Source organism: Pseudomonas fjordensis (assembly GCF_976987115.1).
Genome location: NZ_OZ336860.1, coordinates 6481634 through 6508551 on the forward strand (window position 1 = coordinate 6481634; position 26918 = coordinate 6508551).

Genomic DNA, 26918 nt, shown 5'->3' on the forward strand with positions numbered 1-26918 from the left:
GCCCGGCGCATCAGACGGCGAAGAGCAGGAATTCCCGCTCCCACGAACTGATCACGCGCTTGAAGTTTTCATGCTCGGCCCGCTTGACCGCGACGTAGCCTGTGATGAATTTTTGCCCCAGGTATTTCTCGATGGTCTTGCTGTTTTCCATGCGTTCCAAGGCGTCTTCGATGGTCAACGGCAGGCGTAGGTTGCGCCGCTCGTAACCACGGCCCACCACCGGCGCGCTCGGGTTATGGCCTTCGACCATGCCGATGTAGCCGCACAACAGGCTGGCGGCAATCGCCAGGTACGGGTTGGCGTCGGCGCCCGGCAGGCGGTTTTCCACGCGGCGGTTCTGCGGGCCGGCATCCGGTACGCGCAGGCCGACGGTGCGGTTTTCTTCGCCCCATTCCACATTTACCGGCGCCGAGGTGTCGGGCAGGAAGCGGCGGAACGAGTTCACGTTGGGGGCGAATAAAGGCAGCAATTCAGGGATGAATTTCTGCAGGCCACCAATATGATTGAGGAACAGCTGGCTCATGGTCCCGTCTTCATTGGAGAAGACGTTCTTGCCAGTGGCGATGTCGATGATGCTCTGGTGCAGGTGCATCGCGCTGCCGGGCTCGCCGGTCATGGGCTTGGCCATGAAGGTGGCGGCCACGTCGTGCTTGAGCGCGGCTTCACGCATGGTGCGCTTGAACACCAGGATCTGGTCGGCCAGGGACAGGGCGTCGCCGTGACGGAAATTGATTTCCATCTGCGCGGTGCCGTCCTCGTGGATCAGCGTGTCCAGGTCCAGCTCCTGCAGTTCGCACCAGTCGTAGACGTCTTCGAACAACGGGTCGAATTCGTTGGCCGCTTCTATAGAGAAGGACTGGCGACCGGTTTCCGGGCGGCCGGAGCGGCCAATCGGCGGTTGCAGCGGGAAGTCCGGGTCTTCGCAGCGTTTGGTCAGGTAGAACTCCATCTCTGGCGCCACGATGGGCTGCCAGCCGCGATCGGAGTAGAGCTTGAGGACTTTCTTGAGCACGTTGCGCGGCGACAGCTCGATCGGGTTGCCTTGCTTGTCGTAGGTGTCGTGGATCACCTGGGCGGTCGGCTCGATGGCCCACGGCACCAGAAATACCGCGTTCTGGTCGGGGCGGCAGATCATGTCGATGTCGGCCGGGTCGAGCAATTCGTAATAGATGTCGTCTTCGACATAGTCGCCGGTCACGGTCTGCAACAGAACGCTCTCGGGCAGGCGCATGCCTTTTTCGGCAATGAACTTGTTGGTCGGCGAGATCTTGCCCCGGGTAATACCGGTGAGGTCGCCAATCATGCATTCGACTTCTGTGATCTTGTGGTCTTTCAACCAATCGGTGAGCTGGTCGAGGTTGTTACTCATAAATGCCTCTGGGCTGGGTTTCCTGGCATCCATTAAAGGCCAGGCGTTGGTTGACGCAGCATCCGCGTCGTTTTTTCATTCAGGGTAGGAGCTTACCTGCCATTTGCTCATGGGTTGCATTCCTCAGGCCAAAGTTGTGCGCAATTATGATCGGCACGGCGGATGAGGCCCGGTCAGTGGCGTAGGAGATGGCAAAAAGGAGATCGGCAGGGCCGTCAAGAATATTGGCCGGTGCCTGGGCATTCACACGGGGCGAACGAGCTGCGGACAAAGCCTGGCTGGAGCAGGCGCAGACGCCGATTGGCGGCAGGTGAAACATGAAGCACCCCGGTATTATTGCTGTTATGGGTTTGAATCGAGCTTAGCCTTGTTCATTTTTTTACACAACACCCCCGTAAAAAATCCTACACGGCCCGCTCAAGCCTGCAGGTCCCAAGCCCCTCAAACCCAAAAAACCGCCCCAAAACCCCGCAAAAAAGCCTTCATGGCGCTTTTTTAGGGCAAAAAATGCCTCGCTTGACTTCGGCAGGCCGTTCGGGTTGACTGAAACCAGAAAAGATCAATGATTGATATTTTTAACAACAAAGGTGTTGCATCATGTCGGTACCCCCGCGTGCCGTTCAGCTTAACGAAGCGAACGCGTTCCTTAAGGATCATCCTGAGGTTCTGTACGTAGACCTTCTAATTGCGGATATGAATGGTGTGGTGCGCGGTAAGCGCATCGAACGCACCAGCCTCCACAAGGTTTACGAGAAGGGCATTAACCTGCCTGCCTCTTTATTTGCCCTGGATATCAACGGCTCTACGGTGGAAAGCACCGGCCTGGGCCTGGACATCGGTGATGCTGACCGAATCTGTTATCCAATCCCCGACACCCTGTGCAATGAACCCTGGCAAAAGCGCCCTACCGCGCAACTGCTGATGACCATGCACGAACTTGAAGGTGAACCTTTCTTCGCCGATCCGCGCGAAGTGCTCCGCCAAGTTGTTACCAAGTTTGACGACCTCGGTCTGACCATCTGCGCCGCCTTCGAGCTTGAGTTCTACCTGATCGACCAGGAGAACGTGAACGGCCGCCCACAACCGCCCCGCTCGCCGATCTCCGGCAAACGCCCGCACTCGACACAGGTCTACCTGATCGACGACCTCGACGAATACGTCGACTGCCTCCAGGACATTCTGGAAGGTGCCAAGGAGCAAGGCATCCCGGCGGACGCCATCGTCAAGGAAAGTGCCCCGGCGCAGTTCGAAGTGAACCTGCACCACGTTGCCGACCCGATCAAGGCCTGCGATTACGCGGTACTGCTCAAGCGCCTGATCAAGAACATCGCCTACGACCATGAGATGGACACCACCTTCATGGCCAAGCCTTACCCAGGCCAGGCAGGCAACGGTTTGCACGTACACATCTCCATTCTGGACAAGGACGGCAAGAACATCTTTGCCAGCGAGGATCCCGAGCAGAACGCCGCATTGCGTCACGCGATCGGCGGTGTGCTGGAGACCCTACCCGCCCAAATGGCGTTCCTGTGCCCTAACGTCAACTCCTACCGTCGTTTCGGCGCACAGTTCTACGTGCCGAACTCGCCGTGCTGGGGCCTGGATAACCGCACCGTGGCGATTCGCGTACCCACCGGCTCGTCCGATGCCGTGCGTATCGAACACCGCGTGGCCGGCGCCGATGCCAACCCTTACCTGCTGATGGCCTCGGTATTGGCGGGCGTGCACCACGGCCTGACCAACAAGATCGAGCCGAACGCTCCGGTGGAAGGCAACAGCTACGAGCAGAACGAGCAGAGCTTGCCGAACAACCTGCGCGATGCCCTGCGCGAGTTGGACGACAGCGAGGTGATGGCCAAGTACATCGATCCTAAATACATCGATATCTTCGTCGCCTGTAAGGAAAGTGAGCTGGAGGAGTTTGAACACTCCATCTCCGACCTTGAGTACAACTGGTACCTGCATACCGTGTAAGCGGTTGCTGCAATAAAAGAACGCCGCTGATTTTGGTCAGTGGCGTTTTTTTATGGGTTTATTTTGGGAAACCGGGTTGGCCTCATCGCAGGCAAGCCAGCTCCCACCTTTGACCGAGTTCCAACCTTGAAATGCGATCCACTGTGGGAGCTGGCTTGCCTGCGAAGGCGGCTTGGCAGACAACACAACCTTCCTACTCATACAATGCCCACTGCCTTGTAGGAGACATCCATGACCACCCGCCCCGCCACTGTTCGCAAACCCCGCGCCCGCAGCCAGGCCCGGATCGACGCGATCCTCGACGCCGCCCGCACCTTGCTGGCCGCCGAAGGCGTGGCGAGTTTGTCGATCTACAGCGTGGCCGAACGGGCACAGATTCCGCCGTCGTCGGTGTACCACTTTTTCGCCAGTGTGCCGGCGTTGCTGGAGGCGTTGACCGCTGACATTCACGCGGCCTTTCGCGCTGCCATCCAGGCGCCCATCGAGCATGAATCGCTCAAGCATTGGCGCGACCTGTCCTACATCGTCGAACAACGCATGCTCAGCATCTACAGCAACGATGCCGCGGCACGCCAGTTGATCCTGGCCCAGCATGGGTTGACCGAAGTGACCCAGGCTGATCGCCAGCATGATCTTGAATTGGGCGACTTGATGCTGGCGGTGTTCAATCGCCACTTTGAAGTGCCAACGCTACCGAGCGACGTGGATGTGTTTGCCCTGGCGTTGGAGTTGAGCGACCGCGTGTACGCGCGTTCGGTGCATCAGCATGGGCTGATTACGCCGCGCATGGCGGAGGAAGGGATGCGGGTGTTTGATGCGTATGTGGGGCTTTATTTGCCGGCCTACCTGCCCAAGCGCTGAATGCGGTGTTGTCTGGGCCGGCCTCATCGCAGCATGGGTATCGACACAACTCTGTAGCGTTCAACGGCAACCACGATGCGAAGCGAGCCGCTCTTGATCTGCTTTTGATCTTAGGCGCCCCGTTAAACCACGCTGGCCGAACGCAGGCTTGAATTCGTGGGTAACCCGGCAGGACGCCGGGTTAGCCGCCCCGCGCCATGGATGGCGCGTGGCGGCGGCCCACGGATTCAAGCCTGTGTTCGGGCACACCGAGCCTAAGCGAGGTGCCGAGTGGTGGGGCAAGAGCGTTTTGCTTACTTTTGCGCTTTTCAAAAGTGAGCCGCCGTCAGGGCGGAACCCTAGGTGGCCGTTACCGCAGGAATGGATATGTACACGGTCCAACTATATTGACTGTTAGGCCGTCTTCGCAGGCAAGCCAGCTCCCACATTTTGATATGTGAATACATTCAAATGTGGGAGCTGGCTTGTCGGGTCGCCGCATCGCTGCGATAGCGCTCTCAAGGGCGGTGAAAATCACAACTTGGCAATCGACACCTCAGTGGACTTCACAAAGGCAATCACCTCACTGCCGATCACCAACTCCAACTCCTTGACCGAACGGGTGGTGATCACCGAAGTGACAATGCCGGACGCGGTCTGCACGTCAATTTCCGACAGCACGTCACCGACCACGATCTCCTTGATGGTGCCTTTGAACTGGTTACGCACGTTGATGGCTTTAATCGTCATGGTGTTTTTCCTGTGTGGGTTATTGAGCCCAACGCAATTGCGTCGGCAGCGGTGAAACAGGTTCGGGTTCCGGTGGGGAACCGGGGAGCGACAGCACGCGGTTGAGCACTTCGGCTTCCAGCGCCGCCAGGCGGTGTGAGCCACGGGCCCGTGGGCGTGGCAGGTCGATGGTCAGGTCCAGGCCGATTTCGCCGTTTTCGATCAGAATCACGCGGTCGGCAATCGCCACGGCTTCGCTGACGTCGTGGGTCACCAGCAACACCGTGAAACCGTGCTTGCGCCACAGGTTTTCGATCAGTTGCTGCATCTCGATGCGGGTCAGGGCATCCAGTGCGCCCAGCGGCTCATCGAGCAGCAACAGGCGCGGCTGGTGGATCAACGCCCGGGCGAGTGCCACGCGCTGTTTCTGGCCGCCGGACAACGCCGCCGGCCATTCATTGGCGCGCTCGGCCAGGCCGACCGCTTCCAGCGCTTGCAGCGCTTTGGGGCGCCAGTCACCGCTGAGTCCCAGGCCGACGTTGTCGATGATCTTTTTCCAGGGCAGCAAGCGCGCTTCCTGGAACATCAACCGCGTATCTTCAATCGCTTCGTGCAGTGGCGCGGAGCCGGCCAGCAGCTCGCCGCCACTGGCGTTGTCCAGCCCCGCCAACAGGCGCAGCAAGGTACTTTTGCCGCAACCACTGCGGCCAACCACAGCCACGAACTGCCCTGCGGGAATATGCAGGTCAATCTCTTTGAGCACTTCGCGGGTACCAAAGGCCTTGCGCAATTTGCGCACCGCCAGCGGGATGCCCTTCAACAAGCGCGGAGGTTGTTGAGCGGTCATGCTGCACCTCCTTTGACTTGGTACGCCGGGTGCCAGCGCAGCCACACACGCTCCAGCCCACGGGCTGCGAGGTCGGCCAGTTTGCCGAGGATGGCGTACATGACGATGGCCAGCACCACCACGTCGGTTTGCAGGAATTCACGGGCATTCATCGCCAGGTAACCGATGCCGGAACTGGCCGAGATGGTTTCCGCCACGATCAGCGTCAACCACATGAAGCCCAGGGCGAAGCGCACCCCCACCAGAATCGACGGCAGCGCGCCCGGCAGGATCACTTGCCAGAACAGGCTGAAACCGGACAAGCCATAGCTGCGCGACATCTCTACCAGTGCCGGGTCGACATTGCGGATGCCGTGGTAGGTGTTCAAGTAGATCGGGAACAAGGTCCCCAGAGCCACCAGGAAAATCTTCGCGGTCTCATCGATGCCGAACCACAGGATCACCAGCGGAATCAGCGCCAAGTGCGGCACGTTGCGGATCATCTGCACGGAGCTGTCGAGCAAGCGTTCGCCCCACTTCGACAGCCCGGTGATAAAGCCCAGGGCCAAGCCGATGCTGCCACCGATCACAAAACCCAGGCCGGCGCGCCAGCCGCTGATGGCCAGGTGCGTCCAGATTTCGCCGCTGACCACCAGGTTAACCCCGGCTTCGATCACTGCACTCGGCGCTGGCAGAATGCGCGTCGACAACCAACCCGCCGACACCGACAACTGCCACACCGCCAGCAATAAGATCGGCAGCACCCAGGGCGCCACGCGATGGCTGATTTTTTCTAAGTCCATAACGGCGCCTCAGCTCTGTGACGCAGCTTTGGGAAGGATGTCGTTGGCGACCATCTCGCCGAACGGGCTGACGTAGCCGGCGCTTTTGGGCAGCTCGGGACGTTCGATATCCAGGTGCGGGAACAACAGCTCCGCCACCCGATACGACTCTTCCAGGTGTGGATAACCGGAGAAGATAAAGGTATCGATACCCAGGTCCGCGTACTCCTTGACCCGCGCCGCAACCGTTGGGCCATCGCCGACCAGCGCCGTCCCTGCGCCGCCACGTACCAGGCCGACGCCGGCCCACAGGTTGGGGCTGACTTCCAGGTTGTCACGGCTACCGCCGTGCAAGGCTGCCATGCGTTGCTGGCCCACCGAATCGAAGCGCGCCAAGGACGCCTGGGCGCGGGCAATGGTCTCGTCGTCCAGGTGGGAGATCAGTTTGTCGGCGGCTTTCCAGGCTTCGTCATTGGTTTCGCGCACGATCACATGCAAGCGAATGCCAAAGCGCACCGTGCGCCCCAGTTTTGCGGCCTTGGCGCGTACTTGCGCAATTTTTTCCGCAACGGCTGCCGGCGGCTCGCCCCAGGTCAGCACCATCTCCACCTGTTCGGCCGCCAGGTCCTGGGCGGCCTCGGAGGAGCCGCCGAAATACAGTGGCGGGCGTGGCTGCTGGATCGGTGGGTAGAGCAATTTTGCGCCTTTGACGCTGATGTGCTCGCCGTCGTAGTCCACGGTCTCGCCTTCCAGCACACGGCGCCAGATGCGGGTGAACTCCACCGACGCCTGGTAGCGTTCTTCATGGCTCAAGAACAAACCGTCGCCGGCCAGTTCTTCCGGATCGCCACCGGTGACCAGGTTGAACAGCGCACGACCACCAGACAGGCGATCCAGGGTCGCGGCCTGGCGCGCGGCCACGGTCGGGGAGATGATCCCGGGGCGCAGGGCAACCAGAAATTTCAAGCGCTGGGTCACGGGGATCAGCGAAGCGGCCACCAACCAGGAGTCTTCGCAGGAGCGACCCGTAGGGATCAACACCCCGCCGAAACCCAGGCGGTCAGCGGCCTGAGCCACCTGTTGCAGGTAACCGTGGTCGACAGCGCGGGCGCCTTCGGCGGTGCCAAGGTAATGACCGTCGCCGTGGGTGGGCAGGAACCAGAAAATATTGAGGCTCATGGAGTTGTCTCCTGAATGAAGTCGGATTACGGCGCTTTGGCAACCGCGGCGGGTGGCGTCCAGATCACGTCCTTGATGCTCAAGGGCTTGGGGATCAATTTGAGTTGGTAGAAGCTGTCGGCGATTTTCTGCTGGGCGGCGACCACTGCCGGGGTCAAAAACAGCGCGCCATAGCCCTGGCGTTTCACCGACGTGAGGGTGATATCTGCCGGCAGGCCGAGCAGTGGCGCGACCTGGTCAGTCACTTCCTGGGGGTTGGCCTTGGACCATTCGCCTACCGCACGCACTTCTTCCACCAGCGCCTTGATCACTTGCGGGTGTTGTTCGGCGTAGGGCTTGGTGGCCAGGTAAAACTGATGGTTGTCGGCAATCCCGGTGCCGTCTCGCAGGGTGCGCGCTTGCAGTTGCTTCTCGGCGGCGGCCTGGTACGGGTCCCAGATCACCCAGGCGTCCACGCTGCCGCGCTCGAACGCGGCACGGGCATCGGCGGGCGGCAGGAATACGGTCTTCACGTCGGTGTAGTTGAGGCCGGCGTCTTCCAGGGCACGCACCAGCAGGTAGTGCACGTTGGAGCCTTTGTTGAGCACGACCTTTTTACCCTTGAGTTCGGCCACCGATTTGATCGGCGAGTCCTTGGGCACCAGGATCGCTTCGCTGGTAGGTGCGGGTGGTTCGTAGGCGACATAGAGCAGATCGGCGCCAGCCGCCTGGGCAAACACCGGTGGGGTTTCGCCGGTAACGCCGAAGTCGATGGAGCCGACGTTCAGGCCCTCAAGCAATTGCGGGCCACCGGGAAACTCGGTCCACTGCACCTGCACACCTTGGGCGGCCAGGCGTTTTTCCAGGGTGCCCTTGGCCTTGAGCAGCACCAGGGTGCCGTACTTCTGATAACCGATCCGCAAGGTCTCGGCGGCTTGAGCTTGAACAATGGCGCCGAAGGACACAGCCGCAGCAAAGAGTGCGACCAGACCACGACGCAAGATGACAGTGCGCATGGCGCTCTCTCCAACTGTGCGATTAGGGTTTTGGCTGCACCTGCTTGGCCGTTGTCGGCTGAGTAAGGTGAGGGTTTCCAGCTTTTCGGGGTGAGGCTCAGATGCTCCAGCGAGCACTCAACAAACGTTCATTCAATACGTCAGGGTCCAGCGGTTTTGGCCGGCGCGCCATGGCGCTGTAGAGCTGCTCCAGGGCTTCGTGCAGACGCTGCTCGAGTACCGGCACCAGTTGCGCCTGCACGCTGCCTTCGCCATAAGCGATCTGGCTGTCTTCGGCAAAAATACCGTGGAGCAATTCCTGGGCCTTGAGGGCCGACAGCACCGGCTTCAGGGCGTAGTCCACCGCCAGCATGTGGGCGATGCTGCCGCCGGTCGCCATCGGCAATACCACCTTATGGGCCAAAGCACGCTCCGGCAGCAGGTCCAATACGGTTTTCAACGCCCCGGAAAACGACGCCTTGTACACCGGCGTGGCGATTACCAAGCCGTCGGCATTGGCGACTTGTTGCAGCAGGTCGATGACCTTGGGGCTGTCGAAGCGCGCGTGCAGCAAGTCTTCAGCCGGGAAGTCCCGTATCTGGTAACTCACCACTTCCACGCCTTGCTGTTGCAGCCACTGACGGGTTTTATCCAGCAAGACCCCAGAGCGGGAACGCTGGCTGGGGCTGCCTCCAAGTGTTACGACCAGCATGCAGGAGATTCCTTGAGCAAGTGTCGGCGGTTCGCTGTACGGCGATGGCGCCAAGATGGGATAGACCTTATCAGCAGATTTATATATCTATAAATCTTATTTATTCATTTGTTTATTCCACAAATGCATAAGTGTTTAATCAATCGCCAGGCGAAAAAAAAGGCCGTCGAAACGGCCTGAAAACCCCTGCTGTGTAGGAGCGAGCTTGCTCGCGAAAAACTCATAGGCGCCGCGCTCATCCAGAAACCACGCGTTATCGTTGACGTTTTTCGCGAGCAAGCTCGCTCCTACAGAGGGATGGTCCGTGATGCCTTAACGATTAGGTTGCGGGGTAAGGCGCAGGTACGGCTTCACCGCGCGATAGCCCTTGGGAAAGCGTTTCTTGATCTCTTCCTCGTCCTTGAGCGACGGCACGATCACCACGTCGTCCCCATCCTGCCAGTTGGCCGGCGTCGCCACCTTGTGGTTGTCGGTCAGCTGCAGCGAGTCGATCACCCGCAGAATTTCATGGAAGTTACGCCCGGTGCTCGCCGGGTAGGTGATGGTCAGGCGGATCTTCTTGTTCGGGTCGATCACGAACAAGGAGCGCACGGTGAGGGTATCGCTGGCATTCGGGTGGATCAGGTCGTAGAGGTCCGAGACCTTTCGGTCGGCGTCGGCCAGGATCGGGAAGTTGACCACGGTGTTCTGGGTCTCGTTGATGTCTTCGATCCACTTGTGGTGCGAATCCACCGGGTCTACCGACAGGGCGATGGCCTTGACCCCACGCTTGGCGAATTCATCCTTGAGTTTGGCGGTGAAACCCAGTTCGGTAGTGCACACCGGCGTGAAGTCCGCCGGGTGGGAAAACAACACACCCCAGCTGTCGCCCAGCCACTCATGGAAACGAATCTTGCCGGCGCTGGAATCCTGTTCGAAGTCGGGGGCGATGTCGCCCAGTCTTAGGCTCATGGGTATGGCTCCTGGTGAGTGCTTATGGAGCCCACTGTGCATGGATTTCTGGTGATTTAAAAAGAATAAATATCGATTTATCTAGACGATAAAAGAATATTAAAAATCAGTTCATTGGACTTGGGAACGGCCTGAGGCCAACATCGCTTACAAGGTTCGAGAAGGCCTTGAGACGCTGTAAAAAAGAGGGGTTCAGGAAGGGCTTGCGGGGGTTGAGCCCGACTTGAACAGCAAGACACCTTGCCCGGCATTGCGCCGGGCAAGGCTTTACAGTCTTACAACAGCGGGATCGAGTAGCTGACGATCAAGCGGTTTTCGTCCTGGTTACGCGCGTTGGCGATGTCGCTGCGCCACATAGCGTTTTTCCATGCCACGCCGACGTTCTTCAGCGGACCTTCCGGTACGACGTAGGCAACAGTGATGTCACGTTCCCACTCGGACTGGCCGGTGAACTCGGTACGGTTGCTGGCGACGGTGTCGATATGGTCGCCCTTGAGGTAAACCACACCCGCGGTCAGGCCAGGTACGCCGACTTTGGCGAAGTCGTAGGAGTAGCGAGCTTGCCAGGTACGCTCGCCGGCACGGGCGAACTTCTGGATCTGCATGTCGGTGGTGATGTAAGCCGACGAACCGTCACCCTGGTTCAGCCAAGGGAAGTCGCTGCTGCCGTTGCTGACCTGGTAACCGCCACCGAAGGTGTGACCGGCCACCGAGTACAGGAACAGGCCGCTGTACAGGTTGTTGTCGACTTTGCCACGGCCAGAGTTCACGCCGCTGTAGTTGCCCGTCGAGAAGTAAGCGGACTGGTTACCGTTGTTACCATCGTCGGAGCTGTTGAAGTAGCGCAGGTCAGACTTCAGCACGCCAGGGCCGATAGCCCAGTTGTGGGTCAGACCCAGGAAGTGTTGCTTGTAGAAATCTTCCAGGTTGCCGTAGTAGTACTGGGCGGTCAGATCCTTGGTGATCTTGTAGTCGCCACCGGCGTAGTAGAACTTGTTGCTCGAACGCCAGTTCACGCCACGGCTGTTGGCGCCGGAGATGGACAGGCTTTCGTTGTTGCTGGAGTTACGGCCCTTGGCTTTTTCGATCTGGCCGGCAACCAGGGTCAGGTCCTTGATGTCGCTGGAGGTGATCTGGCCACCCTGGAAGGTCTGCGGCAGCATACGACCATCGTTGGTGACGATGACCGGCAGCTTAGGCTGCAAGGTACCCAGCTTCAGTTCGGTCTGGGAGATCTTGGCCTTGGCGGTCAGGCCCAGGCTCGAGTAGTTATCAACGGCTTCGCCATTGGACTTGCTCGGGAAGATGGTGCCGCCGTAGGAGCTGGCAGTCGCGCCGTTGGTACCGCCACCCGAATCCAGGCGAACGCCCAGCAGGCCGATTGCGTCAAGACCGAAGCCAACGGTGCCTTGGGTGTAACCCGAGATGAAACGCAGATCGAAGCCTTGGCCCCACTCTTCGTTCTTGTTCGCACCAGCGCCTTCGCGGTTATCGGTGTTGATGTAGAAGTTGCGCAGGCCCAGTGTGGCCTTGCTGTCTTCGATGAAACCGGCAGCGCCTGCTTGCTGAGCGATTGCGCCCAACGCTACAGCCACAGCCAAGGTGGACTTCTTCATGTACCGCTCCTCTCATTTCTAATTTTTGTATTTCTTTGGTCTCGGGTCTGACGCCCTCGATCCACAGATGCGCGATTAGCGCCAGATAGTGACTACCAAGTCAATCGTAACCTTGTGTGTCTACTACCTTCGTCTAATCGCAGTTGATTTGGTCCCTGCAGGGTAATGAGTTTTTCATACACCCAAAAAGAATTATTTCATTCTTTTTCATACGATCCAGGAATAAGTCTTTCCGTGAAGCTGGCCGGTCAGGATAGACGCGCCGCTCCATAAGCTAATTCCTAAAGGGTATTTACTGGTGCTTTTTTAGATCGATTAGTGTGGCCGTACGGTTGCATACGTCACTCACGATCAAAAAGGCGACGCCATCATGGCCAAACGCACATCCTCCCGTCAATTTGTTACAGTTTTTGTATCGCTATTACTTTCTTTTGGTGTCAACGCCGCCGACCTGACGGTGGGCTACCAGACCGGCATCGATCCCAGCAAGGTTCCCCAGGCCGACGGCCTCTACGAAAAAGCCATTGGCGAAAAAATCGCCTGGCGCCGCTTCAACAGCGGGCCAGAGGTGGTCACGGCCATCGCTTCGGGTGATGTACAAATCGGCAATCTCGGCTCCAGCCCGCTTGCGGCGGCGGCGTCGCGCAACCTGCCGATTGTGGCGTTTATCGTATCGGCACAGATCAACGCTTCTGAAGCCCTGGTGGTGCGCAACGGCAGTGGCATCGACAGCCCCCAAGACCTGATCGGCAAAACCATCGCCACCCCGTTCGTCTCGACCTCCCATTACAGCCTGCTCGGCGCGCTGAAACACTGGGGGCTGAACACCCAGCAAGTCAAAGTGGTGAACCTGCAACCGGCCGAAATCGCCGCCGCCTGGAAACGTGGCGATATTGATGGGGCTTTCGTGTGGTCGCCGGCTTTGGGCGAAATCCGCAAGACCGGCAAAACCCTCACAGATGCGGCGCAAGTGGGCCAATGGGGCGCACCCACATTTGAGGTGTGGGTGGCGCGCAAGGATTTTGCGCAAAAACATCCTGACGTCGTGGCCAAATTTGCCAAGGTCACCCTGGATGCCTTTGCCGACTATGCCGCCCACAAAGACAGCTGGACGGTGGATTCGGAGCCGGTGCAGAAAATCGCCAAATTGACAGGTTCCAATGCCGACGACATTCCGGAGCTGTTGGCGGGCACAACGTTTCCGGATGCGCAGTCACAGCAAACCGCTGCGTTGCTCAAGGGCGGCACGGCGAAGGCGATTGGGGAGACGGCGAAGTTCTTGAAGGCACAGGGGAAGGTAGAGACGGTGCTGCCGGATTATTCGGCCTATGTGACCGATAAATTCGTCACAGAATAAATACAGTCATCGGTGGGAGCTGGCTTGCCTGCGATGCCAGCAACTCGGTCCTTCAGATAAACCGAGGCGCCGCTATCGCAGGCAAGCCAGCTCCCACACAGAGCAGTAATCTTTTACAGAGCCTTTTCGAAGATCTTGGAATTACGCTGATAGTTGTACAGCGACGCACGCGCCGAAGGCAGGCGATCCACGCTGCTCGGCACAAAGCCGCGTTCGCGAAACCAGTGTGCCGTACGGGTGGTGAGTACAAAGAGGGTTTTCAAGCCCTGGGCGCGTGCCCGGGTCTGGATACGCTCAAGCAACACATCGCCGCGCGCGCCGTGGCGGTACTCCGGGTTCACTGCCAGGCACGCCAGCTCGCCCGCATCCGAATCCGCGATCTGATACAGCGCTGCGCACGCGATGATCATGCCTTCGCGCTCAACCACGCTGAACTGCTCGATCTCACGCTCCAGCACTTCCCGCGAGCGGCGCACCAGAATGCCCTGCTCTTCCAGCGGGCTGATCAGATCCAGCAAACCGCCGACGTCTTCAATCGCCGCTTCGCGCACCAGTTCGAATTGTTCCTGGGCCACCAGCGTACCGCCGCCGTCGCGGGTAAACAGCTCGGTGAGCAAGGCGCCATCTTCGGCGTAACTGACGATGTGGCTGCGCCCTACTCCACCCCGGCAGGCTTCGGCAGCAGCATCGAGCAGTTCGGCTTGATAGTTGCTGCCCAAGCGTTGCAAGTGCGCAGGCACTTGTTGTGGGCGCAATTCACGCACCAGGCGGCCGTTCTCATCGATCAGACCAGGATCGGCGCCGAACAACAGCAACTTGTCGGCACCCAGGTCGATGGCGGCGCGGGTGGCGACGTCTTCGCAGGCCAGGTTGAAGATCTCGCCGGTAGGCGAATAACCCAGGGGCGACAGCAGCACGATGGAGCGTTCGTCCAACAGGCGGTTGATGCCCTTGCGGTCGACCCGGCGCACTTCGCCGGTGTGGTGGTAGTCCACGCCTTCAAGCACGCCGATTGGCCGTGCGGTAACCAGGTTGCCGCTGGCCACACGCAGGCGCGAGCCCTGCATCGGCGAGGACGCCATGTCCATGGACAAGCGCGCCTCGATGGCGATGCGCAGATGGCCCACCGCGTCGATCACACACTCCAGCGTCGCGGCATCGGTGATGCGCAAGCCTTCGTGGTAAGCCGGGGTAAGGCCGCGTGCTTCAAGGCGGGTTTCGATTTGCGGGCGCGAGCCGTGCACCAGCACCAGGCGCACACCCAGGCTGTGGAGCAGCACCAGGTCGTGGACGATATTGCCGAAGTTGGGGTGGTCCACACCATCGCCGGGCAGCATGACCACAAAGGTGCAGTCGCGGTGGGCGTTGATGTAGGGCGAAGCGTGACGAAGCCAGTTGACGTATTCGGGCATAACACCTGGGCCTGTAATAAAAAGCAGCCAAATAAAGGATCAATCGTGAAAGCGCACAGCGGCTGATGGTTATCGTCGGAACAGGCTTGGCGACACGCTCACTCTCCTTATGTACGAATGGGCAGGGGTAAATTTATGCAGGTTTCAGGCAGTAGTGTTCGATCAGTTCCCGCAATAGACGCACTGTAGGCGTCAAGCGTGACATTTCAAGGTATTCGCCCGGCTGGTGAGCGCAGGCAATGTCGCCAGGCCCGAGCACCAGGGTTTCGCAACCGAGGCGCTGAAGATAAGGCGCTTCGGTGCCGAACGCTACTGCTTCGGCACGATGACCGGTCAAACGTTCCGCCACCCGCACCAGCTCGGCGTCTTCGGGCTGCTCAAAGGGTGGCACTGCGGGGAACAACGGCGCGTAGTCGATCTTGACCTTATGACGCTCGGCCACGGGCTCGAGCTTCTGGCGGATGGCTGCGCGCAGTACCTCGGGGTCCATCCCCGGCAGAGGTCGCAGGTCGAATTCCAGGGAGCATTGGCCGCAGATGCGGTTGGGGTTGTCGCCGCCGTGAATGCAGCCGAAGTTCATCGTTGGCTGCGGCACGCTGAATTGTGCGTTGCGGTACTCGCGCTGCCACGCCAGGCGCAGGCCCCGCAGTTCGCCGATGGCGTCATGCATGGCTTCCAGGGCGCTGTGGCCCAGGCTTGGGTCCGACGAGTGGCCGCTGCGCCCGAGGATGTCGATGCGCTCCATCATCACGCCTTTGTGCAGGCGGATTGGCTTGAGCCCGGTCGGCTCGCCGATCACTGCCGCACGACCCAGCGGGCGCCCCGCCTCGGCCAGCGCACGGGCACCGGACATGGAGCTTTCCTCGTCACAGGTGGCGAGGATCAACAGCGGTTGCTTGAAGGGTTGGTCAAGCAGCGGCAACACCGCTTCGATGACCAAGGCGAAGAAACCCTTCATGTCACAACTGCCCAGCCCTACCCAGCGGCCATCGACTTCCGTCAGCTTGAGCGGGTCGGTTTTCCACAGCGCCGCGTCATACGGCACGGTATCGCTATGCCCCGCCAGTACCAGGCCACCGGGGCCGCTGCCGAAGCTGGCCAACAGGTTGAACTTACCAGGGCTGACGTGTTGGATATCGATGGCAAAGCCCAGGTCGCCCAGCCAAGCGGCGAGCAGGTCGATCACCGGGCGGTTGCTCTGGTCGAGAGACGCCTGGGTGCAACTCACCGACGGTGCGGCGATCAAGGCGGCGAACTGCTCTTTCATGGACGGTAACGGCATGCGCGGTCTCCCAACTTCCCGGATGAACCTCACTATAGAGGCATCTGCGCAACACAATAAACCGTTGCGGCGCGTTGCCGGGCTCAGTCCTGTACACTGCACGACCTTGGCAGCCACACTTTTCCCCGGCTGCGCTCCCGATCCTGGATTTTCCGGCCATGCAGAAAGAAACCGAAATCAAGCTACGCGTCAGCCGCGAAACACTCGCCGCGCTGCGTGAGCACCCGTTACTGAAAAAACGCAACAAGAGTGGCTGGGAACGCCGTGAGTTGATGAACCAGTACTTCGACACCCCCGAGCGCGACCTGGCCCAGGCCAAGGTTGCCCTGCGCCTGCGCAAGGACGGTGACGACATCATCCAGACCCTCAAGACCCGTGGCCAAAGCGTCGCCGGCTTGTCGGAACGCAACGAATACAACTGGGACCTGCCCAAAGCCAAGCTCGATGTGAAGAAACTCGATGGCGAGTGCTGGCCCGAGCAACTGGCCGAGCTGGACAAAAAGACCCTCAAGCCGATCTTCACCACCGACTTCGTGCGTGAACGCGCCGAAATCGCCTGGGGCCGCGGCAAGGCCAAGGTGGTGATCGAAGCCGCCCTGGACCTGGGCCACGTGGTGGTCGGCAAGCAGAAAGAAGAAATCTGCGAGCTGGAACTGGAACTGCGCGAAGGCGAACCGGCAGCCCTGCTGGAGTTGGCCGCCGAGCTGGCCGCGACCCTGGCCCTGATGCCGTGCGACATCAGCAAGGCCGAACGCGGCTACCGCCTGTATGACGCCAGCAGCTACTCCCTGAGCCTGCCGGCGCCACAGATCCACGCCGAAATGCCATTGGACGATGCCTTCGCCGCGATCTTGTGGCACCTGCTGGGCAGCAGCCAGCGCCTCGCCGAGCAGTACCGCTTCAACGGCCACTGGCGCCTGCTGCAAGACTGGGTCGAGAACCTCGGTGAATTGCGCGCCCTGATCGGCAGCCTCGGTCAGGCCGCGCCGCGCCAATCCACCAGCGAGCTGCGCAGCGCCCTGGATGCGTTGCTGGAAGACTGGCGCCCGCTGGTCCAGGCCGGTGACGACGATGAAGACATTCGCAAAGCCGCGCCGGAACAGTTCATCGAAGAGCTGCAAGACGTGCGCTGGGGCCTGTTCTCACTCAATCTCTCGCGCTGGCTGCTGGCCCGTACCTGGACGGCCGAGCGTAACGTGCGTGGCAACCGCCAGGGCGCTGCGCAAATCACCAACTGGCTGCCACGCCTGTTGGCCGACGACGCCGTCGCCCTGCAACTGCAGCGCTACCAGCAGCAGCCGGAAGATCTTGCCGAGCAACTGCCGCGCATCGAACGCATCCAGGCCTGGCTGCACCATGCACGCCACGTGGTGGACATTCCTGAACTGGACCGCTTGTACGGCGAGCTGAACAAGCTGGCGCACCTGGCCAACCAGCCGATTACCGATGAATCCCTGGATGCGCGTATGCACCAGGCGATTGCGGTGTATCAGAATCGTGCCTGGAAGACACTTCTGCGCCTGTAAGTCCCTCTACCTGTAGGAGCGAGCTTGCTCGCGAAAAACCCGAGAACGATGTGGGGAGCCAGGCTTCCCGCGTTATCGTTAACGATCTTCGCGAGCAAGCTCGCTCCTACAAGCGCAATAATGGCAGGCTGGTGGTGGACTTGATCTCCGACAGCGCCACAATCGAGTTGACCTCCTGAATCCCCGGCACCATCGACAACTTCTCGAAGAAAAACCGCTCATACGCCTCGATATCCGAGGTGACGATACGTAGCAGAAAATCCACCGCCCCCATCAGCACATAACACTCCAACACTTCCGGAAACCCGCGAATCGCCTCGGTGAACTCGGTGAAATTGGAGCGACCGTGAGCGTTGAGTTTGACCTCGGCGAAAATCTGCGTGTTGAGCCCGATTTTCTTGCGGTCCAGCAGCGTGACCTGGCCGCGGATCACGCCCTCTTCCTTGAGCCGCTGAATGCGCCGCCAGCACGGCGACTGCGACAGGCCGACCTGCTCGGCAATCTGTGCGCTGGAGAGCGAGGCATCCTCTTGCAGCAAGGCCAGGATGCGGCGGTCGTAGGCGTCCAACTCACTGTGCATAAACGTACCTGTTAATAGGCTGATCTTGAATTGATTGAGTCGATTTATCGCCAAACAGGCTCATCTTAGATAAGAAATCTCCCGAGGCGAATGTAAAAATTCCTCCAGTCGAATTTGGAGAGTCAGCATGCACGCCGTCGAAACCGCCTACCCTGCCACCCGCGTCGATGCGTGGGCGGCCAATAGCAGCCACTGCCAGGCGCACTATCACATCGTCGCCGAGGCCGAACCGGACGTGCTGTGCCGGGTGCTCAACTACTTCGCGCTGCAATTGCTCACGCCCACCCAGGTCAGCGTGAACCGGGAAGCCGACCTGCTGAGCATCGATATCGTGATGACCGGCCTGAGCTGGCACCGCGCCCAGGTGATCGGTGAAAAGATTCGAAACCTGATCAGCGTCTGCACCCTGGAGCTGTGGTCGGCTGATTCCGAGCGGCCCCAAGCGCTGGCGGCGATGGCGCAGTAAAAACCTGCAATACACGCGCGCGCCAGATCTTCAGCGGTTGGCTAGCCTGGGATTACACCCCAAGCCGCCCAGGAAAACCTGCATGTCCGTCGCCGCTCACGATCACCCCTTGGAACTGCAGCAATTGTTGCCGGCGTTGGTCGAGCAAGGGCTGATCACGGCGCAGGTGGCGCAAAAGGTTGCGCCAGCGTCCGGCAGCCAGCATCCCCTGGAATGCATCGCAGCCCAGGGCCCTTGCCTGGAGACCTTGACCCAATGGCTGGCCCGCCAGGTCGGCCAGCCTTACCTGCGCATCGACCCGTTGAAGATCGACGTGGCGGCCGTGGTGCCCTTGATGTCCCACGCCTTTGCCCAGCGCCACGGCATTCTTGCAGTCGCCGTGGATGCCCACAGCGTGACGGTCGCCAGTGCCCAACCCCATATCACCACCTGGGAAGCCGGGCTGTGCCAGGTACTCAAACGCACAATCAAGCGCGTGGTTGCCAACCCCCGGGATATCCAGCGCTGTATCAACGAGTTTTACCGCTTGGCCAAGTCCGTCAGCGGTGCGGATCAAAAGATGACGGTGCCTGGCAATGTCGACTTGCTCAGCCTCGGCGCCAGTGACAAGGAGCCGGATGCCAACGACGCGCATATCGTCAACATCGTCGACTGGCTGCTGCAATACGCCTTTGGCCAACGGGCCAGCGATATCCATATTGAGCCCGGCCGCGACCAGGGCCGGGTGCGCTTTCGCATTGATGGGCTGCTGCATGACGTCTATCAACTTCCGCCGCAGGTCACCATGGCCGTGGTCAGCCGCCTCAAAAGCCTGGGGCGCATGAACGTGGCCGAGAAACGCAAACCCCAGGATGGCCGCGTCAAGACCCGAAACCCTGCGGGTATCGAGGTGGAATTGCGGCTTTCGACCCTGCCCACGGCATTCGGCGAAAAGCTGGTGATGCGAATTTTTGACCCGCAGGTGCTGCTCAAGGATTTTGACCAGTTGGGTTTGTCCAACGCCGACCAGCAACGCTGGCACGCCATGACGCGACGCACTCACGGCATCATCCTGGTCACCGGCCCCACCGGCTCAGGCAAGACCAGCACCCTCTACACCACCCTCAGGCAACTGGCGACCCGGGAGGTCAACCTGTGCACGGTGGAAGACCCGATTGAAATGGTCGAGCCGGCCTTCAACCAGATGCAGGTCCAGCACAACATCGACCTCACGTTCGCCAGCGGCATCCGCGCCCTGCTGCGCCAAGACCCGGACATCATCATGATCGGCGAAATCCGCGACCAGGAAACCGCAGAGATGGCTATCCAGGCCGCACTGACCGGGCATCTGGTGCTCTCGACCTTGCACACCAACGACGCGCCCAGCGCCATCAGCCGCCTGCAGGAGCTGGGCATTGCTCACTATTTGATCAAAGCCACGCTCATAGGCGTGATGGCGCAGCGCCTGGTGCGGGTTCTGTGCAGCCACTGCAAGCGCCCCGTGGGCCAGGAGGACGCTGGCGGCTTTGATGCTGTCGGCTGTGCGCAATGCCGTGACAGCGGTTATCAAGGCCGGGCTGGGCTGTATGAAATCATGCTCATGGACCCAGCCCTCCAGGCGCTGGTCACCCCGGGAGCGGACGTGCAAGCCCTGCGCCGTGGGGCACTGGCGCAGGGCATGAGCAGCCTGCGCATGGCCGGCATCGAGAAAGTGAAGGCCGGGCTGACCACGATGACGGAGGTATTACGGGTCACGCCAGGGGATTCAGAAACAAATCCTTTGTTTGTTGGGCCATGAAACCGTCTTTATCCGTGACCAGACCGTTACAATCGGCCTAATGTCGTTTACTGACACCTTCAGATAGGGAATCGCTATGCAGATCGGAACCGTACTGCTTCTTTTCGTGGGCTTGGCCATCGCCATCCTGTTCATGGGGTTCAAAGTGGTGCCCCAGGGCTACCAATGGACCGTCGAGCGTTTCGGCCGCTACACCAACACCTTGAAACCCGGCCTGAATATCATCATCCCGGTCATGGACCGAATCGGTCGCAAGATCAACGTGATGGAAAGCGTGCTGGATATCCCGCCTCAAGAAGTCATCACTGCCGACAATGCCACCGTGCAGATCGATGCCGTGTGCTTCTTCCAGGTGGTCAACACCGCCCAGGCCGCCTATGAGGTCAACAACCTCGAACATGCTATCCGCAACCTGCTGCAGACCAATATCCGTACCGTACTCGGCTCCATGGAGCTGGACGCCATGCTGAGCCAGCGTGATGGCATCAACGAGAAACTCCTTCGCACCGTGGATGAAGCCACCGCGCCATGGGGCATCAAGATCACCCGTATCGAGATCAAGGACATCAGCCCGCCCGCCGACCTGATGGCCGCCATGTCCGGCCAGATGAAAGCCGAGCGAATCAAGCGTGCACAGATCCTCGAAGCAGAGGGTCTGCGGGCATCGGCGATCCTGACAGCGGAAGGCAAAAAGCAGGCGCAAATCCTTGAAGCCGAAGGTAGCCGCCAGGCTGCGTTCCTGGAATCCGAGGCACGCGAGCGCCAGGCCGAAGCCGAAGCGCGCGCAACACAAGTGGTGTCCGAAGCCATTGCGTCGGGCAACGTGCAGGCGGTGAACTACTTCGTCGCGCAAAAATACATCGACGCCCTGGGCAAGCTTGCGTCGGCCAACAACAGCAAGGTCATTTTGATGCCGCTGGAAGCCAGCCAGGTGATTGGTGCCGTGGGCGGTATCGGCGAAATCGTCAAGGCAACCTTCGGCAACCAGAAAGGCTGAGGCCAACACCATGTGGGACTTTTTGCTGCATTTGTCGTTCTGGGACTGGTTGGCACTGGGCACCGTACTGTTGATTCTCGAGGTGTTCGGTGCCGGAGGCTACCTGCTGTGGATGGGCATTGCCGCCGCTGCCGTGGGCGTGATCAAGTTCCTGTTCCCACCGCTGGGGCTGGAATGGCAACTGCTGCTGTTTGCGATGTTGTCGATACTGACCGCCGTGTACTGGTGGAAACGCCAGAGCAGCAGCGCCAAGGCCAGCGATCAACCGGGGTTGAACGAGCGCGGTTCAGAGTTGGTGGGGCGCATTTTCGTGGTGCATCAAGCCATTGTGGATGGTCGCGGCAAGGTCAAAGTCGGCGATGGCGTGTGGATGGTCACCGGTGCCGACGCCCCCGTGGGCGCTCAAGTCCGCGTGGTTGGGCAGGATGGGGTGATTTTAAAGGTTGAAACTGTTTAGTCAGTGATGGAACTGGATCGGGTTAACTACAATCAAAACGTACAGATAACCCACCGGAGTCACCCATCATGCGTCTCAAATATGCTGTCGCCACCCTCGCTGTGCTTTCCCTACCTGTCGGCTCAGCCATGGCCGATAGCTTCTGGCGTAATGTCATCTCGTCGGGCGCCACCACTGGCTCGACTTACCTGACGTTCAAGGACCACAAGCTGGTGGTCGCCGCCCAGGACGACGCGGGCAGCTTCGTCGCCAGCGATGGCGGCATTCGCGGCCCGTACCTGGAAGCGGCCATGCAGAAGGTCCGCGCCGATAACCCTGGCCTCCAAGCCACGGACATGGAACTGGCTAACGCCATCCTGGCGAAGAATGCTGTCACCGAGTAACAACTGCCCTCATAAAAAATGCCGCTTTTTCAAGCGGCATTTTTTTGCCTGCGGCATGACGAATCGTTCATGGATGACAGGCTATATTCAGTCTCAGCGTGCAAACATGCCCCACTGACACGTGTATTTTTCATCGCCTACCTGAAACGGATGCCTTCTTCGTCATGAGCCAACAGCCTTTCCTGCCGTTTTCCAAACCGACCATTGATGAAGCCACCATCGCGGCGGTCGGCGATGTTCTGCGTTCCGGCTGGATCACCAGCGGGCCAAAGGTGCAGGCGTTCGAAGCACAGTTGTCGGAGTATTTTGGCGGCCGTCCGGTGCGCACCTTCAACTCGGGCACCTGCACCATGGAGATCGCCTTGCGCATCGCCGGGATCGGGCCTGGGGATGAAGTCATCACCACGCCAATTTCCTGGGTTGCCACGGCCAACGTGATTCTCGAAGTCGGCGCCACTCCCGTCTTTGCCGACATCGACCCGGTGACGCGCAATATCGACCTGGCCCAGGTGGAAGCCGCCATTACCCCGCGCACCAAGGCGATCATCCCGGTCTACCTGGCCGGCTTGCCCCTGGATATGCCGATGCTCTATGCGCTGGCCAACAAGTACAACCTGCGCATTGTCGAAGATGCTGCCCAGGCCCTGGGTTCCAGCTGGGATGGGGAGCGTATCGGCGCAACCGGCGACTTCGTGTCTTTCAGCTTCCAGGCGAACAAGAACATCACGTCGTCCGAAGGCGGCTGCCTGGTGTTGAACAATGCCGAGGAGGCCCGTCTGGCCGAGAAGTACCGCCTGCAAGGCGTCACCCGCAGCGGCTTCGATGGCCTGGATGTGGATGTGCTGGGGGGCAAGTTCAACATGACCGACATTGCCGCCGCCATCGGCCTGGGGCAATTCGCACACATCGAGAAGATCACCACCCATCGTCAGAACCTGGCACGTCACTACTTCAAATGCTTGGGCAGCGATTTCGAAGCCCAATACGGCGCGCAACTGCCGCCGGCCGACTTCGAAAACAGCAACTGGCATCTGTTCCAACTGGTGTTGCCAGAGCGCCAGGATGGCCTGCCGGCCCGTGCAACGTTCATGGAGCAGATGCAGGCCCACGGGGTGGGTATCGGCTACCACTACCCGCCGATCCACCTGCTGAGCCTGTATCGGGCACAGGGTTTCAAGGAAGGCATGTTCCCGGTGGCGGAGCGTGTTGGGCGTTTGATCGTGTCGTTGCCGATGTTCACGGCGATGACAGAGGCGGATGTGGAGCGGGCTGTTGCGGCGGTTAAAGCTGTATTGAAAAGAGACTGATCACAACAAATCAACTGTGGGAGCTGGCTTGCCTGCGATGCTGGCACCTCGGTGTATCGGTGATACCCGGGTGATCCAATCGCAGGCAAGCCAGCTCCCACATTGATTTGTGTCGTTGCAACTATGGGGTTTATTCGCCGATGGCGGCTTTGTAGCCGGCGGCATCCAGCAACTTGTCCAAGTCGGCCTTGTCGCTTGGCTTGAGCTTGAAGATCCAGGCGCCGTACGGGTCCGAGTTCAGCAGCTCAGGGCTGCCACTCAGCTCTTCGTTGACAGCAATCACTTCGCCGGCAACCGGCGAGTAGATATCCGAGGCTGCTTTCACCGACTCAACCACACCCGCCTGGCCTTGCGCTTCAAAATTGGCACCCACTTCCGCCAACTCAACAAACACCACATCACCCAAAGCTTCCTGTGCATGGTCGGAGATCCCGACGGTCACGGTGCCGTCAGCTTCCAGACGGGCCCATTCGTGACTTTCGGCAAAACGCAGGTCGGCAGGGATATTGCTCATAGTCTGTGTCCTCAAGATGAAATGTCAGCGGCCTTTGGCCTGCCGGAATTGGTTAGATCAAGGTTTTGCCATGGCGCACGAAGGTCGGCTTGACCACTCGAACCGGATACCACTTGCCGCGGATTTCCACTTCGGCCCGGTCGGCAGTCGCCGTCGGCACACGCGCCAGTGCAATGGATTTGCTTAGCGTAGGCGAGAAACTACCACTGGTGATCTCTCCTTCGCCAACATTGGCGATACGAACCACCTGATGAGCACGCAGCACACCCCGTTCTTCGAGGACGAGCCCGACCAGTTTGAACTGCACGCCGGCTGCTTTTTCTGCTTCCAGCGCGGCGCGGCCAATGAAGTTACGCTCGACAGGTTCCCAGGCGATGCTCCAAGCCATGTTGGCCGCCAGGGGCGAGACGGCCTGGTGAATATCCTGGCCATACAGGTTCATGCCGGCCTCCAGGCGCAAGGTGTCGCGCGCACCGAGGCCGATGGGGGAAATGCCAGCGCCTACCAGGTCGTTGAAAAAGCCCGGAGCCTGATCGGCCGGCAGCACTATTTCGAGGCCGTCTTCGCCGGTATAGCCGGTGCGGGCGATATACCAGTCGCCGTCGGCCCGGCCTTCGAACGGTTTGAGCTGATGGATCAGGATGCCACGGGACTGGGTCACCAGTTCGGCGATTTTCTGCCGGGCGTGGGGGCCTTGGATGGCGAGCATGGCCAACTCGGAGCGCTCATGCAGTTGCACTGAGTAGCTGCCCAGTTGCGCCTGCATCCAGGCCATGTCCTGATCGCGCGTGGCGGCGTTGACCACCAGGCGGTAACCGGTTTCGGTGCGGTAGACGATCATGTCATCCACCACCCCGCCCTGCTCGTTGAGCATGGCGCTGTACAACGCTCGGCCACAGCCGTGCAGTCGGTCGACATCATTGGCCAGCAGGTACTGGAGCCATTCCTTGGCCTGGGGGCCGGTGACATCGATCACGGTCATATGAGATACATCGAAGACCCCGCAGTCGCGTCGCACCTGATGGTGTTCTTCAACTTGCGAACCGTAATGCAAAGGCATATCCCAACCGCCAAAATCGACCATTTTCGCGCCGAGGGCGAGATGCAGGTCATACAGAGGCGTACGCTGTCCCATGGGTTTCTCCTTCCGGGCTTGGCGAAGGCGCGCAGAGCTGCCACTTGCGCCGAACACCTTGTATTACAAGGCCCGCAGCCACATACAGCAGGTCGATCCGAAAGACGGAGCGCACCGAATGCCGCGCATTGTAGCCTCAAGCCGTAGGACTGGCACCTAACCGATTTGCCGAGCCGAGCGGCGGATCAGCCCGATGACCGGCAACAAGCCGACCAGCACCAGGGTCAGCGCCGGCAAAGACGCCCGCGCCCATTCGCCTTCACTGGTCATTTCAAAGATCCGCACCGCCAGGGTGTCCCAGCCAAACGGGCGCATCAGCAAGGTGGCCGGCATTTCCTTGAGCACATCCACGAACACCAGCAGCGCTGCGCTCAACGCGCCCGGCAGCAATAACGGCAGATACACTTTGCAAAACAGTCGTGGGCCGCTCACCCCAAGGCTGCGTGCCGCTTCGGGCAATGACGGACGGATGCGCGCCAGGCTGTTTTCCAGCGGCCCGTAGGCCACCGCCAGGAACCGCACCAGATACGCCAGCACCAGTGCCGACAGGCTGCCCAACAGCAAAGGCTTGCCCGCCCCGCCCAACCAGCCGGAGACCGGCACCACCAGCTCGCGGTCCAGGTAACTGAACGCCAGCATGATCGACACCGCCAGCACCGAGCCCGGCAAGGCATAGCCGACATTGGCCAGGCTGATACCGGAGCGAATCGCGCGGGTCGGCGCCAGACGATTTGCAAAGGCCAGTATCAGCGCCACGCTGACCGTGATCAGCGCTGCGATCCCGCCCAGGTAGAGGGTATGCACGATCAGCCCGGTGTAACGCTCATCCAGGTCGAAGCGGCCACGCTGCCAGAACCACGCCACCAGTTGCAGCATCGGAATCACGAATGCACAGGCGAAAACCAGACTGCACCAGGCGCTGGCCGCCACGGCCTTGAACCCGCGCAAGTGGTACAACGCCTTGCCCCGCGGGCGCTCATTGCTCGGTCGGCTGGCCCCGCGCGCGCGCCGTTCGCCATACAGCACCAGCATCACCACCAGCAGCAGCAGGCTGGCCAGTTGCGCGGCGCTGGACAGGCTGAAAAAGCCGTACCAGGTTTTATAGATAGCGGTGGTGAAGGTGTCGAAGTTGAACACCGAGACCGCGCCAAAATCCGCCAGCGTCTCCATCAACGCCAGGGCCACACCGGCACCAATCGCTGGCCGCGCCATTGGTAATGCCACGCGCCAGAACGCTTGCCATGGCGATTGCCCCAGTACCCGCGCCGCTTCCATCAAGCCTTTGCCCTGGGCCAGGAATGCGCTGCGCGCCAGCAGGTAGACATAGGGATAGAACACCAGCACCAATACGATGACCACGCCGCTGGTGGAGCGCACCCGTGGCAAACGCAGCCCGGTGCCGAACCACTCGCGCAGCAGGGTTTGCACCGGCCCGGCAAAATCCAGCAGGCCCACGAACACGAAGGCCAGCACATAGGCAGGGATTGCAAAGGGCAACATCAATGCCCAATCGAGCCAGCGCCGCCCGGGGAACTCGCACAGGCTGGTCAGCCAGGCCAGGCTGACGCCCAGCAGCGTCACGCCCAGGCCGACACCGAGCACCAGGGTCAAGGTGTTGCCCAGCAAGCGGGGCATCTGGGTGTCCCAGAGGTGCGCCCATATCTGGGGGTCGATGCTTTGCCAGGACAGCAGCAGCACGCTCAGCGGCAACAGCACCAGGGCGGCGACGCTGAAGACCGGCAGGTACCAGCGACGTTGGGCGGGGTGGGCCAA

General features: G+C 60.3%; 26 protein-coding genes. 10 read left to right on the top strand and 16 right to left on the bottom strand.

What is annotated here, in order from left to right; all coding sequences use genetic code 11:
* Positions 1-10 precede the first annotated feature (10 nt).
* Positions 11-1369 (bottom strand): glutamine synthetase family protein, encoded by a 1359-nt coding sequence (locus ACWHXD_RS29790; protein WP_003195249.1) that lies wholly within the window; start codon positions 1367-1369, stop codon positions 11-13.
* Positions 1370-1966: 597 nt separating this feature from the next.
* On the opposite strand from ACWHXD_RS29790, the gene ACWHXD_RS29795 reads away from it, so the two are divergent.
* Positions 1967-3343 (top strand): glutamine synthetase family protein, encoded by a 1377-nt coding sequence (locus tag ACWHXD_RS29795; protein WP_003195252.1) that lies wholly within the window; start codon positions 1967-1969, stop codon positions 3341-3343.
* Between the two features lie 231 nt (positions 3344-3574).
* The gene (locus ACWHXD_RS29800) at positions 3575-4204 is read left to right on the top strand and encodes a TetR/AcrR family transcriptional regulator (protein ID WP_003195254.1); all 630 of its coding nucleotides are present in this window, start codon (positions 3575-3577) and stop codon (positions 4202-4204) included.
* A 513-nt stretch (positions 4205-4717) separates the two neighbouring features.
* Here ACWHXD_RS29800 and ACWHXD_RS29805 read toward each other — a convergent pair.
* The 9 genes from ACWHXD_RS29805 to ACWHXD_RS29845 all read right to left on the bottom strand — a co-directional run bounded on the left by ACWHXD_RS29805 (position 4718) and on the right by ACWHXD_RS29845 (position 11952).
* Positions 4718-4933: a TOBE domain-containing protein gene (locus tag ACWHXD_RS29805; protein ID WP_003176783.1), complete on the bottom strand. Its 216-nt coding sequence runs from the start codon at positions 4931-4933 to the stop codon at positions 4718-4720.
* A gap of 19 nt (positions 4934-4952) precedes the next feature.
* On the bottom strand, positions 4953-5759 hold the full coding sequence (gene ssuB / locus ACWHXD_RS29810) for an aliphatic sulfonates ABC transporter ATP-binding protein (protein WP_032894631.1): 807 nt from the start codon (positions 5757-5759) through the stop codon (positions 4953-4955).
* The gene (ssuC, locus tag ACWHXD_RS29815; RefSeq protein ID WP_003195258.1) at positions 5756-6541 is read right to left on the bottom strand and encodes an aliphatic sulfonate ABC transporter permease SsuC; all 786 of its coding nucleotides are present in this window, start codon (positions 6539-6541) and stop codon (positions 5756-5758) included. The genes ssuB and ssuC overlap by 4 nt, the downstream gene beginning before the upstream one ends.
* Before the next feature lie 9 nt (positions 6542-6550).
* Positions 6551-7699, bottom strand: coding sequence for an FMNH2-dependent alkanesulfonate monooxygenase (gene ssuD / locus ACWHXD_RS29820; protein WP_003195260.1), 1149 nt, complete (start codon positions 7697-7699; stop codon positions 6551-6553).
* Positions 7700-7725: 26 nt separating this feature from the next.
* On the bottom strand, positions 7726-8694 hold the full coding sequence (locus ACWHXD_RS29825) for a sulfonate ABC transporter substrate-binding protein (protein ID WP_138762034.1): 969 nt from the start codon (positions 8692-8694) through the stop codon (positions 7726-7728).
* Between the two features lie 97 nt (positions 8695-8791).
* Positions 8792-9385: an NADPH-dependent FMN reductase gene (gene ssuE, locus ACWHXD_RS29830; protein WP_020301824.1), complete on the bottom strand. Its 594-nt coding sequence runs from the start codon at positions 9383-9385 to the stop codon at positions 8792-8794.
* A 135-nt stretch (positions 9386-9520) separates the two neighbouring features.
* Positions 9521-9664: a hypothetical protein gene (locus ACWHXD_RS29835; RefSeq protein WP_177345157.1), complete on the bottom strand. Its 144-nt coding sequence runs from the start codon at positions 9662-9664 to the stop codon at positions 9521-9523.
* A gap of 33 nt (positions 9665-9697) precedes the next feature.
* Positions 9698-10336 carry a peroxiredoxin gene (locus ACWHXD_RS29840; protein ID WP_032894628.1) on the bottom strand — a complete coding sequence of 213 codons (639 nt, stop codon included), beginning with the start codon at positions 10334-10336 and terminating at the stop codon, positions 9698-9700.
* Between the two features lie 275 nt (positions 10337-10611).
* Positions 10612-11952 carry an OprD family porin gene (locus ACWHXD_RS29845; protein ID WP_032894627.1) on the bottom strand — a complete coding sequence of 447 codons (1341 nt, stop codon included), beginning with the start codon at positions 11950-11952 and terminating at the stop codon, positions 10612-10614.
* Positions 11953-12322: 370 nt separating this feature from the next.
* Here ACWHXD_RS29845 and tauA point away from each other — a divergent pair, with 370 nt between their 5' ends.
* Positions 12323-13309 carry a taurine ABC transporter substrate-binding protein gene (gene tauA / locus ACWHXD_RS29850; RefSeq protein WP_186932428.1) on the top strand — a complete coding sequence of 329 codons (987 nt, stop codon included), beginning with the start codon at positions 12323-12325 and terminating at the stop codon, positions 13307-13309.
* 113 nt (positions 13310-13422) lie between these two features.
* Here the strand turns inward: tauA and argA are convergent, their stop codons facing one another.
* Positions 13423-14721 carry an amino-acid N-acetyltransferase gene (gene argA / locus ACWHXD_RS29855; protein WP_003195273.1) on the bottom strand — a complete coding sequence of 433 codons (1299 nt, stop codon included), beginning with the start codon at positions 14719-14721 and terminating at the stop codon, positions 13423-13425.
* A gap of 133 nt (positions 14722-14854) precedes the next feature.
* Entirely contained in the window at positions 14855-16003 is a 1149-nt protein-coding gene (gene argE, locus ACWHXD_RS29860; protein WP_032894625.1) for an acetylornithine deacetylase, read from the bottom strand.
* 158 nt (positions 16004-16161) lie between these two features.
* Here argE and ACWHXD_RS29865 point away from each other — a divergent pair, with 158 nt between their 5' ends.
* Positions 16162-17529 carry a CYTH domain-containing protein gene (locus ACWHXD_RS29865; protein WP_020301821.1) on the top strand — a complete coding sequence of 456 codons (1368 nt, stop codon included), beginning with the start codon at positions 16162-16164 and terminating at the stop codon, positions 17527-17529.
* A 106-nt stretch (positions 17530-17635) separates the two neighbouring features.
* On the opposite strand, the gene ACWHXD_RS29870 is transcribed toward ACWHXD_RS29865, so the two are convergent.
* Positions 17636-18109: an Lrp/AsnC family transcriptional regulator gene (locus ACWHXD_RS29870; RefSeq protein ID WP_138762032.1), complete on the bottom strand. Its 474-nt coding sequence runs from the start codon at positions 18107-18109 to the stop codon at positions 17636-17638.
* A 127-nt stretch (positions 18110-18236) separates the two neighbouring features.
* On the opposite strand from ACWHXD_RS29870, the gene ACWHXD_RS29875 reads away from it, so the two are divergent.
* The 6 genes from ACWHXD_RS29875 to ACWHXD_RS29900 all read left to right on the top strand — a co-directional run bounded on the left by ACWHXD_RS29875 (position 18237) and on the right by ACWHXD_RS29900 (position 23496).
* The gene (locus ACWHXD_RS29875; RefSeq protein ID WP_032894623.1) at positions 18237-18575 is read left to right on the top strand and encodes an ACT-like domain-containing protein; all 339 of its coding nucleotides are present in this window, start codon (positions 18237-18239) and stop codon (positions 18573-18575) included.
* Positions 18576-18657: 82 nt separating this feature from the next.
* Complete coding sequence (locus ACWHXD_RS29880) at positions 18658-20352, top strand: GspE/PulE family protein (RefSeq protein ID WP_138762031.1); 1695 nt, start codon at positions 18658-18660, stop codon at positions 20350-20352.
* Positions 20353-20428: 76 nt separating this feature from the next.
* Positions 20429-21349 (top strand): SPFH domain-containing protein, encoded by a 921-nt coding sequence (locus ACWHXD_RS29885; RefSeq protein ID WP_003195285.1) that lies wholly within the window; start codon positions 20429-20431, stop codon positions 21347-21349.
* 10 nt (positions 21350-21359) lie between these two features.
* Positions 21360-21806, top strand: coding sequence for an NfeD family protein (locus ACWHXD_RS29890; protein ID WP_138762030.1), 447 nt, complete (start codon positions 21360-21362; stop codon positions 21804-21806).
* A 68-nt stretch (positions 21807-21874) separates the two neighbouring features.
* Positions 21875-22189: a DUF2388 domain-containing protein gene (locus tag ACWHXD_RS29895; protein WP_003176799.1), complete on the top strand. Its 315-nt coding sequence runs from the start codon at positions 21875-21877 to the stop codon at positions 22187-22189.
* Positions 22190-22353: 164 nt separating this feature from the next.
* Entirely contained in the window at positions 22354-23496 is a 1143-nt protein-coding gene (locus ACWHXD_RS29900; protein WP_138762029.1) for a DegT/DnrJ/EryC1/StrS family aminotransferase, read from the top strand.
* 130 nt (positions 23497-23626) lie between these two features.
* Here ACWHXD_RS29900 and gcvH read toward each other — a convergent pair whose 3' ends face one another.
* From gcvH to ACWHXD_RS29915, 3 genes are all read right to left on the bottom strand, one after another.
* The gene (gene gcvH, locus ACWHXD_RS29905; protein WP_032894619.1) at positions 23627-24010 is read right to left on the bottom strand and encodes a glycine cleavage system protein GcvH; all 384 of its coding nucleotides are present in this window, start codon (positions 24008-24010) and stop codon (positions 23627-23629) included.
* 52 nt (positions 24011-24062) lie between these two features.
* Positions 24063-25145: a glycine cleavage system aminomethyltransferase GcvT gene (gene gcvT / locus ACWHXD_RS29910; RefSeq protein ID WP_003195295.1), complete on the bottom strand. Its 1083-nt coding sequence runs from the start codon at positions 25143-25145 to the stop codon at positions 24063-24065.
* A 156-nt stretch (positions 25146-25301) separates the two neighbouring features.
* Complete coding sequence (locus tag ACWHXD_RS29915; protein WP_032894617.1) at positions 25302-26918, bottom strand: ABC transporter permease; 1617 nt, start codon at positions 26916-26918, stop codon at positions 25302-25304.